17 protein-coding genes are annotated in these 21,446 nt (G+C 66.6%); 8 read left to right on the top strand and 9 right to left on the bottom strand.

Features of this window, described 5'->3' with window-relative positions; genetic code table 11:
• Positions 1 to 73: 73 nt before the first annotated feature.
• From QE454_RS01135 to QE454_RS01125, 3 genes are read right to left on the bottom strand one after another with little or no spacing between them, the layout of a single operon-like run.
• On the bottom strand, positions 74 to 1,639 hold the full coding sequence (locus tag QE454_RS01135; protein WP_307458866.1) for an FAD-dependent oxidoreductase: 1,566 nt from the start codon (positions 1,637 to 1,639) through the stop codon (positions 74 to 76).
• A complete protein-coding gene (locus QE454_RS01130) occupies positions 1,632 to 3,911 on the bottom strand; it encodes a molybdopterin oxidoreductase family protein (RefSeq protein ID WP_307458869.1) in 2,280 nt (759 codons plus the stop codon). The genes QE454_RS01135 and QE454_RS01130 overlap by 8 nt, the downstream gene beginning before the upstream one ends.
• Positions 3,911 to 5,302 carry an MFS transporter gene (locus QE454_RS01125; protein WP_309668497.1) on the bottom strand — a complete coding sequence of 464 codons (1,392 nt, stop codon included), beginning with the start codon at positions 5,300 to 5,302 and terminating at the stop codon, positions 3,911 to 3,913. The genes QE454_RS01130 and QE454_RS01125 overlap by 1 nt, the downstream gene beginning before the upstream one ends.
• Before the next feature lie 394 nt (positions 5,303 to 5,696).
• Here QE454_RS01125 and QE454_RS01120 point away from each other — a divergent pair, with 394 nt between their 5' ends.
• The 3 genes from QE454_RS01120 to QE454_RS01110 all read left to right on the top strand — a co-directional run bounded on the left by QE454_RS01120 (position 5,697) and on the right by QE454_RS01110 (position 12,044).
• Positions 5,697 to 9,089: an AAA domain-containing protein gene (locus QE454_RS01120; protein WP_307458871.1), complete on the top strand. Its 3,393-nt coding sequence runs from the start codon at positions 5,697 to 5,699 to the stop codon at positions 9,087 to 9,089.
• Entirely contained in the window at positions 9,086 to 10,369 is a 1,284-nt protein-coding gene (locus QE454_RS01115; RefSeq protein WP_307458874.1) for a hypothetical protein, read from the top strand. The genes QE454_RS01120 and QE454_RS01115 overlap by 4 nt, the downstream gene beginning before the upstream one ends.
• 139 nt (positions 10,370 to 10,508) lie before the next feature.
• Complete coding sequence (locus tag QE454_RS01110) at positions 10,509 to 12,044, top strand: hypothetical protein (protein ID WP_309668496.1); 1,536 nt, start codon at positions 10,509 to 10,511, stop codon at positions 12,042 to 12,044.
• A 503-nt stretch (positions 12,045 to 12,547) separates the two neighbouring features.
• Here the strand turns inward: QE454_RS01110 and QE454_RS01105 are convergent.
• On the bottom strand, positions 12,548 to 13,102 hold the full coding sequence (locus QE454_RS01105) for an ABATE domain-containing protein (protein WP_307458882.1): 555 nt from the start codon (positions 13,100 to 13,102) through the stop codon (positions 12,548 to 12,550).
• An 87-nt stretch (positions 13,103 to 13,189) separates the two neighbouring features.
• On the opposite strand from QE454_RS01105, the gene QE454_RS01100 reads away from it, so the two are divergent.
• A complete protein-coding gene (locus tag QE454_RS01100) occupies positions 13,190 to 14,368 on the top strand; it encodes an epoxide hydrolase family protein (protein WP_307458885.1) in 1,179 nt (392 codons plus the stop codon).
• Positions 14,369 to 14,702: 334 nt separating this feature from the next.
• On the opposite strand, the gene QE454_RS01095 is transcribed toward QE454_RS01100, so the two are convergent.
• Positions 14,703 to 15,263, bottom strand: coding sequence for a hypothetical protein (locus QE454_RS01095; protein ID WP_307458890.1), 561 nt, complete (start codon positions 15,261 to 15,263; stop codon positions 14,703 to 14,705).
• A 460-nt stretch (positions 15,264 to 15,723) separates the two neighbouring features.
• A complete protein-coding gene (locus tag QE454_RS01090; RefSeq protein WP_307458893.1) occupies positions 15,724 to 16,974 on the bottom strand; it encodes a multidrug effflux MFS transporter in 1,251 nt (416 codons plus the stop codon).
• 45 nt (positions 16,975 to 17,019) lie between these two features.
• On the opposite strand from QE454_RS01090, the gene QE454_RS01085 reads away from it, so the two are divergent.
• Positions 17,020 to 17,484 carry a MarR family winged helix-turn-helix transcriptional regulator gene (locus QE454_RS01085; RefSeq protein WP_267786235.1) on the top strand — a complete coding sequence of 155 codons (465 nt, stop codon included), beginning with the start codon at positions 17,020 to 17,022 and terminating at the stop codon, positions 17,482 to 17,484.
• An 11-nt stretch (positions 17,485 to 17,495) separates the two neighbouring features.
• Here the strand turns inward: QE454_RS01085 and QE454_RS01080 are convergent, their stop codons facing one another.
• The gene (locus QE454_RS01080; protein WP_210072233.1) at positions 17,496 to 18,401 is read right to left on the bottom strand and encodes a DMT family transporter; all 906 of its coding nucleotides are present in this window, start codon (positions 18,399 to 18,401) and stop codon (positions 17,496 to 17,498) included.
• A 72-nt stretch (positions 18,402 to 18,473) separates the two neighbouring features.
• Here QE454_RS01080 and QE454_RS01075 point away from each other — a divergent pair, with 72 nt between their 5' ends.
• The gene (locus QE454_RS01075; protein WP_210072232.1) at positions 18,474 to 19,388 is read left to right on the top strand and encodes a LysR family transcriptional regulator; all 915 of its coding nucleotides are present in this window, start codon (positions 18,474 to 18,476) and stop codon (positions 19,386 to 19,388) included.
• A 165-nt stretch (positions 19,389 to 19,553) separates the two neighbouring features.
• The gene (locus tag QE454_RS01070; protein WP_210072231.1) at positions 19,554 to 19,811 is read left to right on the top strand and encodes a nuclease; all 258 of its coding nucleotides are present in this window, start codon (positions 19,554 to 19,556) and stop codon (positions 19,809 to 19,811) included.
• A gap of 14 nt (positions 19,812 to 19,825) precedes the next feature.
• Here the strand turns inward: QE454_RS01070 and QE454_RS01065 are convergent, their stop codons facing one another.
• Positions 19,826 to 20,227 (bottom strand): aldehyde dehydrogenase, encoded by a 402-nt coding sequence (locus tag QE454_RS01065; RefSeq protein WP_260979682.1) that lies wholly within the window; start codon positions 20,225 to 20,227, stop codon positions 19,826 to 19,828.
• 173 nt (positions 20,228 to 20,400) lie between these two features.
• Here QE454_RS01065 and QE454_RS01060 point away from each other — a divergent pair, with 173 nt between their 5' ends.
• Positions 20,401 to 20,763, top strand: coding sequence for a VOC family protein (locus QE454_RS01060; RefSeq protein ID WP_307458903.1), 363 nt, complete (start codon positions 20,401 to 20,403; stop codon positions 20,761 to 20,763).
• Between the two features lie 44 nt (positions 20,764 to 20,807).
• Here the strand turns inward: QE454_RS01060 and QE454_RS01055 are convergent, their stop codons facing one another.
• A complete protein-coding gene (locus tag QE454_RS01055) occupies positions 20,808 to 21,410 on the bottom strand; it encodes a hypothetical protein (protein WP_210072229.1) in 603 nt (200 codons plus the stop codon).
• Positions 21,411 to 21,446: the final 36 nt, after the last annotated feature.

Below are 21,446 nucleotides of genomic sequence, written 5' to 3'. Positions count from 1 at the left end.
TTTCTCAGGAGTTCGGCCCGGCCGCCGCCGTGACCCGCCGCCGCCGAGGCCGCCGGACGTGGTGGCCGCGGCCTCACGCCGGCACGGCCTCGCGGGCCAGCAGCTCGCTGATCCGCCCGACGCAGCCGCCGCAGCCGGTGCCGGCGCGGGTCGCGGACTTCACGCACGCGACCGTGGGTTCGCCCGCCGCGGCCGCCTCGCGGATCGCCCCGGCGCTCACGCCGTTGCACCAGCACACGGTGGCGTCCGCGGCGAAGGGGTCGGCCACCAGTGCCATCCCGGCGTCCGGTGCGTCGAGGCGCAACAGAGACGAGCGGTCGGCGGGCAGCTCCGACCCGCGCTCGAAGAGGAGCGTGAGTTCGGCCCCGGTCCGCGGCATCCCGACCGCGACGAAGCCGGTCAGCACACCCTCGACGGTGACGAGCTTCACGTACGCGCCGCGGGCCGGGTCGGCCCAGAGCGTGACCTGGGGGCCGTGGCATCCGGGAGCGTGTGCGAAGGGGTCGGCGTCGATCGCGCCTCCGGCGACCACGTCGATTCCCTCGGCCTTGAGCATGACGACGCCGGGGCGTTCGACGGCGACAGGTTCCACGACTCCCGACGACAGCAACGCCGCGAGCCTGTCGGCCTGCCGCCAGCCGGGTCCGACGAGTCCGCTCGGACCGCCCGGCACGCGGCCGTCGGCACCGGCTCCGGCGGGGTCGGCGACGTGCGCGCAGTCACCGATGGCGAAGACGTTCGGGTCGGTCCACGAGCGCGACGCTGCGTCGACGAGCACGCCGGCCGAGGTGGCGAGACCGCAGAGCGATGCGAGCTCCGTCCGTGCCCCGACGCCGCACGACAACACCAGCAGGTCGCCCGCGAGCACCTTGCCGTCGGCGCACACGAGTCCGTCGAACCAGGCCTGACCGTGGTCGTCGTAGCGTTGCACGATGCTCTCGGCACGCGCGTGGTGCATCATCTCGACGCCCACGGCGCTCGCCGCGGCGGCGAGCACGCGTCCGCCGTTCTCATCCAGCGTCCGGTTCATCGGCGCGGCGGAGTGGTACGCCACGACCACCTCGGCCCCCGCTTCGGCGGCGGCGAGGGCGAGTTCCATGCCGAGCACTCCCGCGCCGAGCACGACGATGCGCTGACCGGCCGAGACCGCCGCGCGCACGTGCTCGGCGTCGGCGAGGTCGCGCAGGGCCACGACACCGCGGGGGAGTGGCGCAGTGCCCTGATCGAGAGCAGAAGGGTCGGCCGGCCGCGCGGATCGGTGCCGCTGCGCCCGCTCGAGCCCGGCGAGCGTCGGCACGTTCGCTCGCGCCCCGGTGGCGAGCACGAGCCGGTCGTAGGGAACACGGATGCCGTCATGCAGGCGCACCACCCCGAGGTCGCGGTCGACGCCGACCACCGTCGTCCCGAGCGCGAAGCGCACTCCCGCTTCTTCGGCGACGCGGCGATCGCCCATGTCGAGCCCGTCGCGGTCGGTGCGGCCGACGGCGTACTCGGCGAGCAGCACGCGGTTGTAGACGTCGTGCGGCTCGGCGCCGACGACGGTCAGGTCGATCCGCCCCTCTCGCACCGCGGGCAGGAGCCCCTCGACCAGCCGCGCCCCGACGGGGCCGTAGCCCACCAGCACCACACGCTCAGACACGGGTCTCCTCCTCGGTGCGCGAAGACGGTGTGCGCGACGACGCCGTGCGCGACGACGCTGTGCTCAGCGACAGGGTGCTCGACGACAGAGTTCTCGACGGCGGAGTGCTCGGCGCCGAACCTCTCGCGACCCCGACGAGCGCGGGCCCCACACCCGGGTGCTCCGCCACGACGACCGGCAAGGCCGTGGCGTGAGGGATCGGCGGGGTCGTGGCATCCGGGATCGCCTGCACCCGCACCCGCGTGCGCTTGAACTCGGGCATGGCCGAGGTCGGGTCGACGATGGCCTCGGTGAGGCGGTTGGCGCACTCGTCGCCGGCGTAGTGGAACGGCAGGAAGACGGTGTCGTGGCGGATGTCGGTGGTCACCGTCGCCCGTGCCCGTACCTCGCCCCGCTCGTTCGACACGGCGACCAGCGCACCCTCGCGGATGCCGAGCCGCGACGCCGTCGCGGGGTGGATCTCGAGCCGCGCCTCGGGGCGGGCGCCGTTCAGCTCGGCGACGCGGCGGGTCTGGGTGCCCGACTGGTACTGCTGCAGATAACGGCCGGTGGTGAGGGTCAGCTCGCCGCCGCGGTCGGTCGGCGCCGGGGGAGTGGCATCCACCGGCACCAGACGCGCCCGCCCGTCGGCGTGGGCGAAGCGTTGAATGAACGGACGCGGAGTGCTCGAAGAGCGATACGGCCAGTACGCCTCGACGCCGGTGTCGAGCAGGGCGTGCGAGAGGCCGGAGTAGTCGGCGACCCCGCCCTCCGACGCCCGGGCGAGCTCGTCGAACACCTCGGCCGGATTCACCGACCAGGTGGATGCCGCGCCCAGGCGCCGCGCGATCTCGGCCAGGATCCACAGCTCGCTGCGGGCACCCTCGGGTCCCGGCAGCGCTCGCCGTCGGCGAATGACCCGGCCCTCGAGCGAGGTCATGGTCCCTTCTTCCTCGGCCCACTGCAGGACGGGCAGCACGATGTCGGCGAGCTCCGCGGTCTCGCTGAGGAAGAAGTCGCAGACGATCAGGGTGTCGAGGGCGTCGAGCCCCGCCCGCACGGCCTCGACGTCGGGAGCCGAGACGACGACGTTCGATCCGGCGACCAGCAGGGTCTTGACCGGCCCGCCGAGCTCGCCGAGCAGGGCAGTGGCCGGGATGCCGGCATCCGGAAGCTCGTCGGGATCGACGCCCCACACCCCGGCGACGTGCCGGCGCGCCTCGGGGTCGCGGATGGAGCGGTAGCCGGGCAGCTGGTCGGCCTTCTGGCCGTGCTCGCGTCCGCCCTGGCCGTTGCCCTGGCCGGTGAGGGTGCCATACCCCGAGCCCTCGCGGCCGACCAGGCCCAGCACGAGCGCGAGGTTGATCGCGGCGGTCGCGGTGGCGGTGCCGTCGACGTGCTGCTCGACTCCGCGTCCGGTGAGGATGTACGCGCGGCCCGCGGCGAGGCGCCGGGCGGTGGCCCGCAGCTCGGCGACAGGAACACCGGTGGTGGATGCCGTTCGCTCCGGCCACCACGCGGAGACGGATCGCCGCACCGCGTCGAAGCCCGTCGTGCGCTCCTCACCATAGGCACGGTCGGCGAGACCCTCGGCGAAAGCGATGTGCGTGAGGCCGAGCAGCAGGGGCAGGTCGGTTCCGGGTGCGGGCTGCAGGTGGGTGCCGGCGCCGTCTTCGGTGAGCCGCGCGGTGGCCGAGCGGCGCGGGTCGACGACGATCAGTCCGCCCGCGGCGCGGGCCCCGGCGAGGTGCGCGAGGAACGGGGGCATGGTCGCGGCGACGTTCGAGCCGAGCAGCAGGATCGTCGAGGCGTCATCGAGGTCGGAGATCGGGAAGGGCAGCCCCCGGTCCATGCCGAACGCGCGATTGGATGCCGCGGCCGCCGACGACATGCAGAACCGGCCGTTGTAGTCGATGCGCGAGGTGCCGAGCGCGACGCGGGCGAACTTGCCGAGCTGGTACGCCTTCTCGTTGGTGAGTCCGCCGCCGCCGAAGATGGCGTTGGCGTCGGGTCCGTACGTGGCCTTCGTGTCGCGGAACGCCGCCGCGACGGCATCCAGTGCCTCATCCCAGGTGGTCTCGGCCAGGGTTCCGTCGGACTGGCGGGTCAATGGCATCCGGAGTCTGTGGGGGGATGCCAGGAGCTCCGCCGACGTCCAGCCCTTGGCGCAGAGCCCGCCCCTGTTGGTGGGGAAGTCGCGGCCGGCGACCGTGGTGGACCCCTCGTGGGTCACGGTCATGGCGCACTGCAGCGCGCAGTAGGGGCAGTGGGTGTCGGCGGAGCTCACGGACATCAGATGCGGGTTCCGCTCTTCTTCGACATGCGCAGGTACACGCCCGCGGTGAGAGCGAGGAAGGCGACGTACGCGAGGGCGAACCAGCCAAGGGCGGGGGTGTACGAGCCGAACGTGGTCTTCGAGAAGCCGAGCAGCTGCGGAATGAAGAACCCGCCGTACGCGCCGATCGCCGAGATGAGGCCGAGGGCCGCGGCCGCCTTGCGCTGCGCGCCGATGCCGCTGTTGGAGCGCAGGGCGAAGATGGTCGGGATCATGCGGTAGGTCGAGCCGTTGCCCATACCGGCGGCGGCGAACAGCACCAGGAAGCACAGCAGGAAGATCGCGAAGTTCTGCATCGGCAGGGTGAGGATGACGCCCAGGATGCCGAGACCCATCACCGTGAATGCGCCCATCGTGATGACGGTGCCGCCGAAGCGGTCGGCGAGCTTGCCGCCGTAGGGGCGGGCGAGCGAGCCGACGAGCGCGCCCAGGAACGCGAGCGTGACGGTGGCGGTGCCGATCGCGAAGCCCTTGAAGTCGGGGAACGTGTCGGCGAGCAGCTTCGGGAAGACACCGGCGAAGCCGATGAACGAGCCGAAGGTGCCGATGTAGAGGACGGCCATGATCCACAGGTGGGGCTCTTTCAGAGCGGCGAGGGATGCCGTGATGTCGGCCTTCGCGCTTGAGAGGTTGTCCATGCGGAAATATGCGCCGACCATCGCGACGATGATGAGCGGCACCCAGATGAGACCCGCGAGCGGCAGGTTGAGGGTTGCGGCGGCGCCGACCGTGATGACGATGGGGACGACGAACTGTGCGACCGAGGCGCCGAGGTTGCCGCCGGCGGCGTTGAGTCCGAGGGCGTAGCCCTTCTGCGCGGCCGGGTAGAAGAACGTGATGTTCGCCATGGAGCTGGCGAAGTTGCCGCCGCCGAAGCCGGCGAAGGCGGCGATGAGGAGCAGCAGGCCGAACGGGGTCGCGGGGTTGCTGACCGCGATGGCGAGGCCGATGCTCGGGATGAGCAGGAGGCCGGCCGAGACGATCGTCCAGTTGCGGCCGCCAAAGCGCGGAACCATGAACGTGTAGGGGATGCGCAGCGTCGCGCCGACGAGGCTCGGCATGGAGATGAGCCAGAAGATCTCACCCGTCGACAGCTGGAAGCCCGCCGCGGGCAGCGAGACGACGACGACCGACCACAGCTGCCAGACGACGAAGCCCAGGAACTCGGCGAAGATCGACCACCGCAGGTTGCGGGAGGCGATGGCCTTGCCCTCGTTCGCCCACTGGGTGGGGTTCTCGGGGTTCCAGTTGTCGATCCAGCGGCCGGGGCGGTGGGTGAGTTGCGCGTCCTGCTCTGTTGCAGTCGCGGCGGCCCCTGCGGCTGCGGGGCGCGGGTCGGTTACGGTCACGGAGTCCTCCGTCGGGCGAAGTTGGGGAGGTGCAGCGCCCCGCATCGGCGGAGCGTGTGGCCCAGCGTAGGAAGAGGGCGTTACCCGTGACGGCGTCGTCGGGGGCGAGGAGGTAACGGTTGTTTCACCCGCGGAGGGGGTGGGGGAGAGGGGGAGTTTACGTGGGCGTTACACGGGAGCGCGCGTAGACGGAGTACGGAACTCAGCGGCGAGCATGACTGACATGTCTCTGATCATCGGCTCCAAACGCGACGAGGCTGAAATCAAGCGATCACCTCGTTACCAGTTCACTAGCGGGGCAGGTGCCGGTGTCGCATCTGCTGGGCAGTGCACTCGCAGTGTTGTGGTCAAATTAGCGCAGACGCTATTGGGAAACGGAACGGAGCAGTGGGCAATGGGGCAGCCCGAGATTATCGCGGGGCAGTACGTAATTCTGCCTGACCAGAAGGCGCGCACAGGCGGTTCGGGGTCGGTGTACAAAGCAGTCGATCTCAAGTCAGGGGGATCGGTGGCGGTCAAGTTCGTGTCCGGCGCTGACCACCTAGTGCAGAAGCTTCACGAACGAGAAGTTGAGCTACTTCGGCGTGCGGCGCATCCGAACATCGTTGAATACGTCGATCACGGCGTTGACGACACGGGAACGCGTTTCGTTGTGCTCAAGTGGATCGAGCAGAACCTTCAAGATGTGATCGACGTGGACCCGCCGATGTCCTGGTCGGACTTTCGACGCGAGGTCCTCAGGCCCCTGGCGCAGGTCATCAAACATCTGCACGTCCTGCAGGTCGAGCATCGCGATCTCAAGCCCTCGAACGTTCTTTGGGATGCGTCTGCTCGCCCGGTATTGGCGGACTTCGGTATTGCGAAGCAAGAACGAGCTGTCGATGACACCTCTCTCACCGTTGGTCAGGCCGGCACGCCGCTTTATGCTCCCCCAGAGCTGAGCCGCGGACCTCGCTACGTACGGGATGTCTACTCACTTGGAGTTCTCGCTATACAAGCGCTGACTCCGGTGGAACAGCGGGCGAAGAGCTTGCACGAACTGCTGCCGTGCCTGGATGCTCTCCAACTCCCCGACGCAGTCGATCGACTCTTGAGGGCGAGTATCTCCATTACTCCGCTCGACCGGCCGCGGAATGGCGCGGAGTTTGCGCGGATGCTTGACGAAGCGATAGATGCGGAAGCGCCCCGTCCACGCAATACGACAGTTGTCCTACGTCTGACGCGACGAGCGCAGGAGCACCTCGGCGACCCCAGCCTCACCAAGGAGGCTGCAGAGCGCTTAGTTGAGACCGACCTTGCCTCGGTGACTTACGCGTCGCTGCATCTGAACCCCGAAACGCAAGCGTACGACCCCACAGTGTTTGTTCTGTGCGGAGATTCGATGCGGTTGAAGGTGGGTTTGGACAGCGGGGCGAATCAACTGGTGATTATCTCGATCCGTCTACCTGAGTACGAGGATCTCGAACGTCAGCGGGAATCGTCACTACGGCTCGACTCACTATTCGCTTGGACGCTGCGACCGCCGCTCAACCCCGTTGCGGCGGTGCGGGGACAGCGGGACCTGCTCCAACGGCTCCTGGACTTTCACGAGAACGCCGATGAGTCATCTACGTTGGAGGAGGCGCTCGCGAACCAGATGCTCGGCGTTTGGCGGCGATTGCTGACTGCTCGCGAAACGATGGGTGTTTCTAAGCTCGGCTCGCAGGACTACCGCGCACTGGTCGATCGAGGTCGCGCGGAGACACGCTTCGAAATGCTCGTACCTATCGACGAGGACCTCATCGGGAGTGAGTGGAAAATCGTCGATGAGAGGAGCAGAACTAGGGCCCGCGGCGTTGCAGTCCAACAATCGGACGACGAGCTGACAATCAGGTGGGTGCGCCGAGATGACAGAGAACTTCCTGGGCGTGGAACCCTCACGCCGTACCTCGGGCCCACTCAGGTTGCGCTCGATAGGCAGCGAGATGCAATCCAGCGTCTTGAAAGCGGCAACGTCGCTTTACCTGAGTTACTGAGTGTTCTGGCGGACCCGTCCGAATCGAAGACCCCGGCCGAGATTGACGAGCCAAGGTGGATTTCGGAGATCGATGAGAGCAAGCGTCACGCGGTGCGCGCAGCCCTCGGCTCCCGCGATTGTACCGTCGTGTCCGGCCCGCCCGGGACTGGCAAGACGCGAATGATTGCCGAGCTCGTTGGGCAGGAGCTTGAGCGTCGGCCCAACTCAAGAATTCTCCTCGTGAGCCAAACTCATGTTGCGCTCGATAATGCGATTCAGCGCCTCGAAGAAATAGGGGTCACCGGTGTTGTCCGGATGGGCCGGGATGATGACCGCGTTGCCGATGGCTCGAAGAAACTACTCCTGGACGTGCAGTTGCGCACATGGGCGGCAGGTGTGAGATCGCGAGCCGAAGCAGAGCTCGCTACTCAAGCCAGTGCAGCCGGACTTACGGCACAGCAACTCCGTGCCGCGGTGCACCTCCAAGACTGGCTTGCGGCTCGCGACGCGACCGAGTACCTCTTACAACGACTCACAGATGCACATGTGACGGAAGATACAACCGCCAGCAGAATGGAACTGGTTGATGACCCTGAATCTATTCAGGAGAAGGTGACCCTAGCGCAGGCACGCGAAGAGTCGCTACTCCGCGCGGCCCGCGAAGACCTTGGAGACGGGCTCGAAATCGATCAAAGCGCGTCGGCAGAGGATGTTCGCGCTGCAATCGACCTCATACTCGGGCAGTCGCCTGAAGCGAGTCGACTGGTTGAACTGATGAAGCTCCAGTCGGAGTGGCTTCAGCGCGTTGCCTCCGACGACCGACTCGCTTCCGTGTACTTAGCCAATAGTCGGGTCGTCGCTGGCACATGTCTCGGCTTTATTGCCCACCGCGCAGCGCGCGACCTCACATATGACCTTTGTATCGTGGATGAAGCTTCGAAGGCGACGAGTACCGAGGTCCTGGTCCCACTAGTAAGAGCGCGCAAATTCATGCTCGTTGGCGACACCAATCAGCTGCCCCCGCTCGATGAGGACTTGCTACGCGAGCCGGGCATTCTTCGGGACTCTGACCTGACACCGGAGATGGTGCGGGAAACGCTCTTCGACCGGCTGGTGAGGCATCTGCCTGAAAGCAACCACGTTACCTTAAGGCGCCAGTACCGGATGGTTCCCGCCATCGGTAACCTGATCTCGTCATGCTTCTACGAAGGTGCGCTGGAGTCGGAACCAAAGGAGTTGCCTAACGGCGCGCACTTGCTAGGAAAACCAGTGACTTGGATCACTACTTCATCTAGTCCCGAGCGCTTTGAGACCCGTGACGTGCGTGGGCCGGGGAGCTTCGTGAACCACTTTGAGGCCCAGCTCGTGATGGAAAGGTTGACGCTTCTGGAGGACGCCGTGAAGCGCGGCGTGCTGGTGCCTTCGCGTCGCGGAAACTACCGGCTCCTGGTCGTCGCCCCGTACCGTAGCCAGATAGACGAGCTCGAGCGCCGAATCTCTCGCATGCGGGGGCGATTTGTTCACCTTGACATCGAGGTGGAGTCAGTTGATGCGGTGCAAGGGCGAGAGTGCGACTTCGCGATCTTTTCGGTCACTCGGAGTAACACGGACGGCCGCCTCGGCTTCTTGGGCGAGAGCTACTGGAGGCGCATCAACGTTGCGCTCTCGCGGGCGCGGTATGGCCTCACAGTGGTAGGGGACGCTCAGTTCTGTGAAATGTCACCTGGTGGCTTGAAGAAAGTAGTCGAGTACGTGCGAGCCAACCCCGACGATTGCGAGATGCGAGGATGATCCCGCTCTCGGACGAGGATATTCGCGCCCGATTCTCAAATGCGCGGCCGGGGCGGGTTCTGATAGCGATTGAGCATGCTGCACTGCCGGTCACAGCCATGCGCGTCCTGGTTTCGGCCCAGGAGGAGAAGCCCCTCCCATTGTTGGAGGAGTTCACGTTGCGCTCGGTGCAGGTTGGTCTCGGCAACCTGGCTGCAATCGCTCCGATACTCGGTCTTGATCGAGAGAGCCTTGCCGACGCGGCGGCGTCGCTCGTGCTGTCTGGAAACCTCGCCTACAGCGACGAGTCCGGTGACATCGATCTCACATCCCGCGGTCGGCTGACCGCCGCCGAGATGGTCGGGCTCGCGCCGGTTGAGCTCGAAATACCGGCGTGCTTTGATCGAGCAATATGGAGGGTGGCGGAATACGTTGAGCGAGATCTGATCTCGCGTCACGACGCCGTTGAGCGGGGAATGTTGCTATTGCCCGCGCTCCGAACTCAGCACGTTGAGCGAAGGGACCTGCGACTGGCCGACCTGGAGCACCTGGTCGGCACGGGCCGGGCTCGTTCCCGGAGGATGCAATTGCTCTCCGTGATACGGACGAGGGCGACGAAGCACCGATATCTACCAATACGACTGCTCCTATATGCCGACGAGGTGAGTGCGCGGCCGGAACTCCTAGCCCTTGTTGAAGGTGAAGAAAGCTTCAGTCACAACGACAGACTGGACGAAGCTGGCGGAGCGACGGCATTCAACATGAGTCTTCGACGCGATGCTCCTGCCAGCATGCGAGCTGTTCGAAGTCCAGAAGTGTCGCCTCCAGCCGAATCTACGACGGTGATTAGTGCGTTGGACCACCCCCTGCACCTCGCCGACGCACTTTTGAAGGCAGAGCGCAGGATCGTGCTATCCACCGGGTCCTTGCGTAGGTCCATAGTTGGCAAGCAATTCACGACATTGCTAGAACAGCGCCTGCGCGACGATGTACTCGTCCACGTCGCGCTTCACACATCCGACCCGGCTTTCGTTGATCGACCGGCGTGGGACGAATTGACGGCTTTAGCAAAGCGGTTCGCAAATTTGCGAGTCGTGGAGAAACGCAATGCGCCACGCGCTCTTGTCTATGACAACACCACCGTTCGGTCATCATTCGACTGGCTGGGATACCGCGGCGGGCGGGAGCGCACCTACTTCGCCGGTGGGGGTGAGCTCACGCACGACTCGGAGTTCGCGGACTACGTAAGTGAATCCATAATGAGGTACTCGAGCTCGAATCACGAAGAAGGATGCAGCTAGAAGCTGTGGGGGAAGTATGAATTCTTGGCTGGGGAGAGGTCGAGGTATGTCGGATGGGAAACTCCCCCACGCGGTTCGCTGGTTCCTTAGGGACACTGTGCCGAGACTGGTACTCGGGCTGGCGGATCGGGTATACGCCTTGACCGTCACGGCGCGATGGGGTGACCGTGATCCGCAAATCGGCCCCGTGGTGCTGGTGATGCCGTCAAGGCACTTCCGTCTGGTGCGCTGGCGGATTCTAACCTGGCTATGGCTGAACGGAAACGCATCATCACGCATGCACAGCGGGATAATTGTGCCGCGCACAGACGAGATGACTGAGGTTAGTCAAGGGCCATTCGCACCCGAGACTGGTCGTCGCATCGAGTCCTCCACGCAAACCGTCCGCGCCGGAGTTGAGTACAGCGACATCTTGACCGCACTCAGATCGATTGATTTGGCATCAGGATATACTCGCCCGACTGTGCGTGAAATGATGTCTTCTGCGGAAGTCATGACATTCTCGTCGATGCCCGAGCGCGTTTGGGAACGTATGCAAAGATCATTATTTTTCCGTCGCTCTCTACTCGCCCTTGGTACATTCAAACCCGCTGATGCACATGCCCGAACATATCTGTGGAACCAGTTGCCACTCACCGCGGCTATTGGTCCGGGCGTGTGGTTCGAGCGACTTCAGGATTCCCCCGACTACGGGTGGCCGACGTCTGAGGATACGTTTCGGGTGGATAGAAATTATGCGCGTGAGCCGAGGCACGCGGTGCTGTTCGATGACTACGGAGATGAGACGTATTTCGAAAGGGGATCTTCGGGAGCGACCTTTCCGCCGCCGCTCCCTCGCGTTGCCTCGCTGGCGGTTCCTGCGGCGGATCCATCGAGTCAGGCGGTTGCAAAGCTGCGAGCTGGTACTACGCGAATCAGTGGGCAGGACGACGGCACTGCGAGCACTCGCTTCGTGCTGGCACCGATTGGCTGTAGATACCCCGACCCAATGTCACAGATCGACAAGATCGAGCGGTACTGCCTCTCCAAATTCCACGTGGACCGGAAGTCGGAAGGTTTTGCCTTGGCGGGATATGAAGACGCACGTCCAGGTGATAGCCACCTACTCGCCGCAGCCCTGTGCTCCGCCCTCCTTCTCGACCCGGCAATCGAAGATGCGCGCACTACAGCGGATGGCAAGTTGCAGTTCGGAGTAAACCTGGCGCTTCCGGGTCGTTGGGGCCGCTATTGGCCTACAACGACCTCGTGGATTATTACCTCTGCGGATTCGCCTCGATTGGCCACGGCTTTCGTGTCCTCGGGGGCGGGGGCCCGCGAGCTGTCACCGACGCTCGCCCTGCCTGCTGGTGTCGAGGACGATTTTTCAGCCTTGGCGTCACACGTTGAAGTCGAGTCGGAGCGATACGCGTGCGAGCGGTACTCGGACGGAAGGGCTGCGGTCGGATGGTTGTGGATTCGACACGACCACTCACGCAGTGTTGAGTTTGCGCGATGGCTCCGTCAATCGGGAGACGCGCCACTGGGGCCATTCACTCGGCGGCGCCTCGGCGGCAAAGTCACGCAGTGGCCTATGAACGGCGTCGACGGCGCCTCGACCGAGGCTCGACTTGCCATGGCGCAATGTTTGCTGCTGTTGGCTGGAGTGCGTGCAAATCGCGAACTCGTCTGGGATTAGGGAAGAAGGCGAATTGCCGCTGGCTGGGAGTCGAACTGCGGTTCCCCTAGTGCTACATTCAATTTGAGATGGCCCCGGATGCGGAGAGACGGAAAATTGCTACTCGCGCCCCGGGAGTATTTGTACTCCTGCGTTTGCAAACGACAGCTGTAAGTCGCCGCGTATGAGCGGAATTGCGTCTGTGGTCACACATAGGCGGTGCTGGCCTTACAACCCAGCCGAGCCGTCCTTCGACTTTGGGCCACCGCGTAGTTTCTGCTTGGTGGTCTCATTGTGCTGGGGATTCCGGAGGTCGTGGTCTGTCTCACGGACCGCGGGTGAGGCTTCGAAAACGGCCGCGCTTACTCGTACCTGAAGTGGTCCTAGCCGACCAGGCTCCCGGAGCCGACATATTGAAGACCTGCCCGGTGTCCGACTGACTTGTCGTCCCAGGCGCATCTTAGCGCCGGTCCGTGGGGCGCTCAGATGTCTGGCTCAAGGGCGCGGTGTACGGGACCCCCCACTCACCCCCGCCGCGCCCGCAACCGCGCCTTCTTCTCGTGGTTGCCGCACGTGTTCATGTCGCACCACCGCCGCGTCCGGCTGCGACTGGTGTCGAAGAACGCCGCGCGGCAGGTGGGGGAGGCGCACAGCGCGAGGGCGCCGGGGCGTACGCCGGCGAGGGTCTCGATGGCGTCGGCGGCCACGACTCCGAGGGCTGCCGCGACGGTCGCGGGCTGCCCGAGGAGCCATCGTCGGCGGCCGTTCTCGGCCAGCACCGCCACGGCGCCGCCGCGAGCGCTGAATCGGTTGATGACCTCGACGGCGTCGCGAGGACGAGGCTGCCCGACGGCCTGAGCCGACGCCGCGATATGGATCGCCTCGCGCAGCTCCACCGCGGCGGCGAGGTCGGCGGGCGAGCACGCGTCGACAGGGAGGTCCACCTCCCGCAGCCAATCCGCGAGACGTATGGGGGTCGGAATCCGCTCTACGGGTGCGCCGAACCGCTCGGTGAGCGTCCCCGTGAAGGTGGTGGCGAGCACGGAACCGAGACGAAAATCCGGGTCGCGAGAAGTCATGGAACCAGCATAGGCGGTTCCGCTTCGACGATCGAGGTGTTAGAACCTTCATAGGCGGTTCCGGCCGCCGGTCGACGAGGAGCCTCGATGAGCGACCAGATGATGACGGACCGGATCGAGCGCTTCAAGCCGCACGCCACCGACGAAGACCTCGCCGCACTGCGCGCACGCCTGGAATCGACGCGACTCCCCGAACGCGCGACGACACCTCGCGACGCGCGAGGCCGCGATCGGTGGGAGCAAGGCCCGCCCCTCGCCGACATCGCCGAGCTGATCGAGTACTGGCGCACCGGGTATGACTGGCGGCCGTTCGAGCGCCGGCTGAACGAGATCGGCCAGTTCCGCACGGTCATCGGCGGTCTCGGCATCCATTTCCTCCACCGCCGTTCGCCGCGGCCGGATGCCACCCCGCTCGTCCTGACCCACGGCTGGCCGGGGAGCGTCGCCGAGTTCGTCGACATCATCGACGAGCTCGCCGAGCCTCAGGACGCCGAGACCCCTGCGTTCCACGTCGTCGTCCCGTCGCTGCCGGGGTACGGCTTCTCCGACAAGCCCGCCGAAGAGGGGTGGGGCACCGAGCGCATCGCGGCCGCGTGGGTCCAGCTCATGAGCAGGCTCGGGTACGACCGGTTCCTCGCCCACGGGGGCGATTGGGGCGGGCCGATCACCATCGCGCTCGGTGGCCGGTTTCCCGAGCACGTCATCGGCATCCACACGACCATGCCGAGTGCGCCGCCCGGCCTCAGCCTCGACGGCCTCGACGCCACCGAACGGCAGTGGGTCGAGCACACCCGCGCCTTCGAGAGGAACCGTCTCGCTTACGCGAGGGTCATGGCGACCGCTCCGCAGACGATCGGTTACTCGCTGGTGGACTCGCCCGTGGGGCTGCTCGCGTGGATCCTCGAGAAGTTCTTCGAGTGGAGTGACACGGTCGACTCGCCGTTCGAGACCATCTCGCGCGACCGCTTCCTCGACAACGTGACCCTGTACTGGCTCACCGGGACCGGGGCGTCAGCCGCACGCATTTATTTCGAGAGTCATCAGTCGCTCGACCCCGATCTGCGGGTGGCGGTGCCCGCGGCCCTCACCACGTATCCGCACGACATCGAGAAGCATCCGCGGCCCTGGGCGGAGGAGCGGTTCCGTCACATCGTGCGATGGCGGGCGCCGGAGGCGGGCGGCCATTTTCCTGCGCTGGAGGTGCCGGGGGAGTTCGTGCGCGACCTGCGGGAGGGGTTGGCAGCGGTGCTTGCGGCGCCGAGGTGACGCGTCGAGACAGGTTCGGTGATCTTCCAGGTCGGATCGGGGAAGGAGTCGATCCTTCGCGCCCGGTGACAGGTTCTATGCGCCGGTGGCTGTGGCGGCGTACGCGTACTCCGCACGTCGGCCAGAGCGGCTGAACGGACGAGCGCGACGACGGTGCGCATGCCTCGACCTTTCGGGGGCGGGTTCAGGCCTCGGGGGCCATGAACACGATGGGGGCGTCGAGAGTCTCGGGGTCGGCGATGAGTCCCACCGATTCGTAGAGTCGGCGGGCTGGTGCCTTGGATGCCAAGACCCCCGCTGCACGCACGGGACGCCCTGCGCGCGTGTTCGATCGTCAAGGCGCTACAACGGGTATGTCGATGTCGCCTTCGCGGTCCGGCCGCTTGCGCGGGCGCGACCGCATAGCGCACACGACTGCCCAGAGGCCGCCGGTGATTCCCACCCACGCGGCAAGGAACCCATTAGACACGAGCGCTGTGAGGGGCAGAACCGAGAAGGCGACATCGGGCGCCACGTCGCCGCCGTTCGGCGCGAGGGCCAGGACGCCGAAGCACCCGCCGTACATGAGGGCCGTGCTCGCGAGCCAGACACCCGGCATGCGGCGTTCGAGACGCGCCGCGGCCACCGCGCCTCCGACGAGCCCGGCGAGGACGCTGATGCCCAAGGACACGACAACCACCCACGGCAGCGAGGGCCAGATGAAGCGTCCCAGAAAGTCGTCGCAGAAGGACGTCCTCGTGTTGCCCCAGCCCGTCGACGGACGTCGGCATCCAGTGCTGTAGAGCACGACGACATACGCGAGGAAGGCGCCTCCCGCCAGGGCGGCTCCGACGCTGAACGCGAGCCAGCCCCAGCCGAGCGGGGATCCGAGCCATCGTCGTCTCTTCTCGTCCACGTCGCCAGTGTGGCATTCATGTGCGCCAGCAGGAGCCGAGCTCACCGAAGCTGTGTCGGGAATCGGGCATCGGGACGTGCTTCGCTTCGAAGTTGCGTAGGGGGAAGCCGTCTCATCGGGTTCGGCATCGTCATCGTTGAGATCGCGCTCATCAGCTTGAACGGAATGTTGCTGAGTATGCGGCTAGCAACGTTCATGACTGTTCGTTGCAAGTAGTCCGAATTCGGCGACGCCCCGCCTTTGACCGTGGGCGGTGCGTGAGACGATCAGCGGTCCGAGGCGAAGAGCGTCGTCAAGGGGCGTGAGCCGCACCCAACCGGCGGGTTCACCATCTCTCGTGTCCTGCATCCACGCAGTCGCATCGTCAAGGACTTCTGATAGCAGGGTCACGTAGTCCGCGGGCTCGCGAGCGAGTAGAGGGCCTCGGTGCCGGGAATGCAGTTCGCCGTCACCGCCTCCGTCAAGACGCCGAGGTGCCCGCCCTCGAGCGCCGCGTAACCGCCAGGGCTACGGCCGCAATCGCGGCAGCGACAACCATGACTACCGCCAGCGGTGCGGCGGTGCCCTCTCCGCCCAGGCTCACCAGCGGCGAAACCAGCGCGGCGAGGCCGAACTGCAGTGCTCCGAGCACGGCCGAGGCGCTCCCGGCGATCTGGGGGACGGCGCTGAGCGCCAGGGCGGTGGCGTTTCCGAACACCAGACCCAGCGACCCGACGGCAGTGAACAGCGGCACCGTGAGCCAGAAAGCCGGCGCGTCGAAGAGGACGAGCAGGGCGAACGCGACGGCAGATGCGGTGACCAGCGCGATCCCGAGCGTCAAGACGCTCTCGACCGAACGGGTGGCGGTGAGCTTGGGTGAAAGGGCGCTCACGACCACCAGCGCCAGCGCGTTCAGGCCGAAGAGCAGGCCGTAGGCAACCGTGTCGAGCCCGAGCATGTTCTGATACAGGAACGGAGACGCCGAGATGTACGCCATCATCACCGCGAAGCCGAAGGCGAACACCGCCGTGTACCCGATGAAGGTCCGCGATCGCAGTGCGCGAAGGGGAGACCCGGATGCCACCCGCTCGGCGCGCAGCATGTCGCGGCGGGCGCGCAGATGCGTCTCGCGCACCACGGCGAGCACGGCGACGAGCATGACCACCGACAGTCCCAGAACGATCGTCAGCAGGCCGCGCCAGCCGATCGATCCGGTGAGCAGGCCCCCGAGGAGCGGGGCCACGACCGGGGCGACGCCGCCGACGATCATCATGAGCGAGAAGGCGCGCGCGGCGGCCTTGCCGGTCGCCAGGTCGGAGATGACCGCGCGACCGATGACCATTCCCGCGGCCCCGCCGAGGCCCTGGAACAGACGCGCGGCGACGAGGACGGCGACGTTGGGGGCGAACACCGCGACGGCGCTCGCGAGCACGCAGAGAGCGGCGCCGACGACGAGCGGCGGGACGCGACCGAAGCGGTCGGAGAGCGGGCCGAAGACGAGCTGCCCGGCGGTCACGCCGATGAGGAACGCCGTAAGTGTGAGCTGCACGGTCGTGGCCGAGGTCGCCAGCTCGACGGTCATCTGCGGGAACGCCGGCAGGTAGAGGTCGGTGGCGAAAGGGGCGACGGCGCTCAGAAGCCCGAGCACCAGCAGAAGCGGCGTCGTGATGCCCTTCGACTGAGGGGAAAGGGATGCCGCCTGGGTGCGGAGGGAACCGGTGTCGATCGTCATGGTTATGAAAGCATAACCGATTAGCGCGGCTGTTACAGTCGAGCCGTGCCCCCCTCGGTCTCTGACGGTGCTCTCGCAGAGCTCGCCGACGTCGTAATGCGCGTCGCGCGCGAGATCGATCCGAAGGCACCTCAGGCGCCCGACATCGTGACGCTCACCGGCACGGAAGCCCTGGTCATGAGATGGGTGCACCACAATCCCGGCGCCTCACCGAGCGCCGTCGCCAAAGCGACGGCGTTGCAGCGCAGCAACTGCAGCGTCGCGCTGCGCTCGCTGGTTGCGAAGGGCCTGATCGAGCGTCAGACCGCCCCGGATGACGCTCGAGTGACGCGTCTGCATCCCACCGCTCTGGCGGAGAAAAGCGTGCAGAAGCTTCATGCGTATTGGGCGGACCGCTTGCGAGAGGCGCTCGGCGGCGATGAAGCCGGAGTGCAGGCGGCGGCTGCCCTGCTCGCCCGCATAGAGGGGGGACTCCGCCACGGTGACGACCTTCCTCCGGCGTCCCGCTGAGGGCCGGCCCGTCAGCGATTGCGGACCGTCATCGCCAACGTCGCGCCGGTGATGATCGCGATCCCGAGGAGTTGCAGGGCATCGGGCAGGTGCCCGTAGACCATCACGTCGACGAGCACGGCCACGGCCGGGTTCACGAACGACAGGGCCGCGATCGTGATGGTCGAGAGCACGCGGGCGGTGCTGTAGAGGATCGAGTACAGCAGGCCGGTGTGCACGATGCCCATCACCGCGATCCACCCCCACGAGGGGTCGCTCCAGTCCAGCGCTCGCGCGAACGGGAGCAGGATCGCGGCACCCACCACGCACTGGATGAGCGTCATCGGGTAGGGGCGGATGCCGCGGGTGTGCTGCGCGGCGAACGTCGCGACGGCGTAGAGCGCGCCGGCGGCGAGTGCTGCGCCGACCCCGAGTAACTGTGCGGTGTCGAGCGGTTGGATGCCGTTGAGTCCGACGAACTGCGTCGCGAGCAGGAGTCCGCAGAAGGCCACGAGAAGCCACGCCATGTCGCGACGCCGTGGGGCTTTGCGGGCGGCGAGGGCGCCGAGTGCGACGAGGAAGAACGGCTCCAGGTGATACGCGACGGTCGTGATGGTGATCGTCGTCTGGCTGAACGAGAAGAAGAGGAACGCCCAGTTCGCCACCAGTGCGAGACCGCCGAGAACGGTCAACACGACCGCGCGCCGCGTCCACACCGACGTGCGGAACGACCGCGTCGCGAGCGACAGCACCAGCAGTGTTGCCGCCGCGAATACGCAGCGCCACGCGGTGGTCGTGATCGCGTCGGTGCCCGCCTGGATGCTGAACAGCCCGATCGTGCCCCACCCGGCCATCGCGAGCGCCAACAGCACACTCGCGCGTGTGCGCGGGTTGCGGGGCGAGCGGATGCCGGTGGCGAGGGGCGTCGTCTGGGTCACCTCTCGATGCTTGCGGCAATGACCCTGAAGCACAATCGAGCATTAGTCGTGCTCAGGATTTAGGATCGGTGAATGATCGATGTGCAGGGGCTTCGCGCCCTGATCGCGGTGGCGGACACCGGGTCGGTGACCGCAGCGGCCGGGCTCCTGCACTACACCCCGTCGAACGTGACCCAGCGCGTGCAACGCCTGGAGCACTCCGTCGGCGCGCCGCTACTGGAGAGGGTGGGGCGCGGCGTCGTCCTCACCGAGCTCGCTCGCCGGCTCGTCGACGAGGGTCGACCCGCCGTGCTGCGACTGGACGATCTGGCCGAGGTCGCGGCATCCGCTCGCCCTTCCGGGCTCCTGCGCATCGCCGCCTTCCCGACGGCGCTGAGGGGGCTGGTCGTTCCCCTCATCTCCGCCCTGCGTGTCGCTCACCCTGCTCTTCGCATCGAGCCGGTCGAGCGCGAGCCCGCGGAGGGGCTCCGGCACGTGCGTCTCGGTCTCGCCGATGTGGCCATCGTGAAGTCGTGGGGCGACGCATCGGCCAGTCGCAACGACCCCGGCCTGGACCGGATCGTCCTCGGACACGATGCCGTCGACATCATCCTCGCGCGTGACCACCCGCTCGCCGGCCGCACCAGCCTGCGATGGCTCGACCTCGTCGATGAGAACTGGGCGGTGACCCCCGAAGACGATCCCTACCGACGGTGGCTCGACTCGACCACGGGACTCGACCGAGGCTCCGGGACGGTCTACGAGGCAGCGGAGTTTCAGTCCCTCCTCGCTTTCGTCGAGCAGGGGCTGGCCATCGCCGCTCTCCCGCGCCTCGGGCGGGGGAGCCTTCCTGCCGGCACCGTCGCGGTGCGCCTCGTCGACGAGACCGCCTTTCGCGAGATCGCCGTGACCGTGCGTTCTGCGCGCCGCGACGGCGTCAACGTCCGCGCCGTCCTCGACGGGCTCAGGCATCAAATGGCGACGGCCGCTCCCCGCGTCGAGGGCTGAGGCGCAACACCGTCGGGCACCGCCTCGAGGATGTGCGGCCCGTCTTCCGGCTGTCTCGCGACGAACTGCACGGCGAGGTGTTACGCCCCGCTACGCTCCCCGCTCCCGGACTGCCGGCATCCCGTAGCTTCGTCTCACCGAAACCCCTCGAAGGCAGGTGAAGCCATGTCCCGCACGATCTCGTCGACAGTCCACCCGATCCAGCGCTGCATGGCAGCCTCGAACCCCGCCGCCTGGTCGGACGGCCTCGTGGCCGGCGTCGACGGCGCGACCCTGACCGTTGCGCTGCTGAGTGGCGCGACGGTACGGCTTCGTGTCATCGGTCCGGCGGTCGACATCACGTCGGGGGAGCCGGTCGCGTACCACCCGGTCGCAGAGCTGCTCAGCGCGGCGACGGTCGTCACGACCGCGCGCGCCGAGTAGTTCGAGAAGAGAACTCAGGCGGTCATTGAGGCCATCATGGCCTCGCACTTCATGACCATGTCGTCGCAGGCCATGGCGCAGTAGCGGCACATCTCGTCCATGTCGCCGTGCGCGCGGCACTCGGCGGCGCACGCCTTGCCCATGGTCATGCAGGCGGTCATCATGGCGCTCATCACGTCCATGTTCATCCCGGCCGGACGCATCATCATGTGCATCGTCGCCTGAGCCATCTCGACCATGTTCGAACACATCGCACAGCAGGTCGCCATCTCGGCGCCGTGCATCATGTCGCTGCCGGCGCACATCGCCGCGGCCATCGCGCACGCGTTCAGGGACTGCATGCATTCCTGCATGGCATCCATGTCCATGGTCATCTCGCCCATGTCCATCGACTTCATCATGGCCATCGTGTCCATTGCTTCTCCCGTGTGCTCGTTGTGACGGAGGGACCGGATGCCGCGGAGGGACTCCGGCGTACCGGCGATGGTACGCGTGACAGGTCGCCGTGCGACAGGGCTCTGGGCGAGTTGATCATGTCGGCGAGAATGCGGTGGCGCGTCGGTGCGTCTCTGCTGCGAACATGGTTCGAATGAAGGTTCGTTTCGCGCGTCATACTGACCGACTCGAGGAAATCGTCCGGTTCTATCGCGACGGGGTCGGGCTCCGCGTACTCGGCGGCTTTCGCGATCACGCGGGATACGACGGGGTGTTTCTCGACCTTCCCGGAACGGGCGCGCATCTGGAGTTCACCACCGGCGGCGGTCATTCGGCGCCGATGCCGGATGCCGAGACGATACTCGTTCTGTACTTCGACGATGACCTCGAACGCCAGCGGATCGCGGCTCGTCTTGCCGGACGAGAGGTGTCGCCGTCGAACCCCTACTGGCGGACGAATGCTCTCGCCTTCGCCGACCCGGACGGGTTTCACGTCTTGTTAGCAATGGAGAAATAGGTACGGCGTCCGACGGATTTCGAGGCCGCTCACCCCCCCTGACGTCAACGAGCCCGGATGCCGACCGACTTCAGCTCCAGCCCGGCGAGGCGTTGCAAGACGACCGGGTCGCCTCGGCGCCAGGCGCTCACCGCGTCGGGATCGACCTTGGTCACCGCGCCCACTTTCTGATGGGTGAGTGCCCGGAGCGCCAGAAGGTCGGTGGTGAGCCCTGCGCGCATCAGAGCGCGGGTGCGCGTCGCGCGCGAGACGAAGCGCAGGCGCGGGACGAGCCAGACCAGCAGAACGATGAGGATCGGCAGGGCCGCTACTCCCACACCGAGGGCGATGGCCGCCTGCCGGACGAGATCTTGCTGCGTCTGTCCGACGGCCGCGAGAGTGTCGCCCGCGGAACTCGCCGTAGTGAACGGGCTGCTGATGCCCTCGCCGATGAAGGGGACTCCTCCGAGGCGGGCGCCGGCGTCGGTCATCGACGTGCGGAAGTCCACGCCGGTGGTCTGTAGCTGGCGGCCGAACTGCGCGAGCTGGTCGACGGCCGAGAAGACGGCGATCCCCGTGACGACGCTCAGCGCGATGAGCGCGAGCGCGATGATGTCGGCGGTCACCTGACGCGCGCGCTGCACGGCGAAGTCGGAATACAGTTTCACGCCGTCACTCTCGCACGGGAGTGGTTCGGCCGAGGG

It is taken from the genome of Microbacterium sp. SORGH_AS_0454, assembly GCF_031453395.1.
GTDB lineage: Bacteria > Actinomycetota > Actinomycetes > Actinomycetales > Microbacteriaceae > Microbacterium.
The sequence above is the reverse complement of the archived record's forward strand: the minus strand, read 5'-3'. Positions and strand labels throughout refer to the sequence as shown.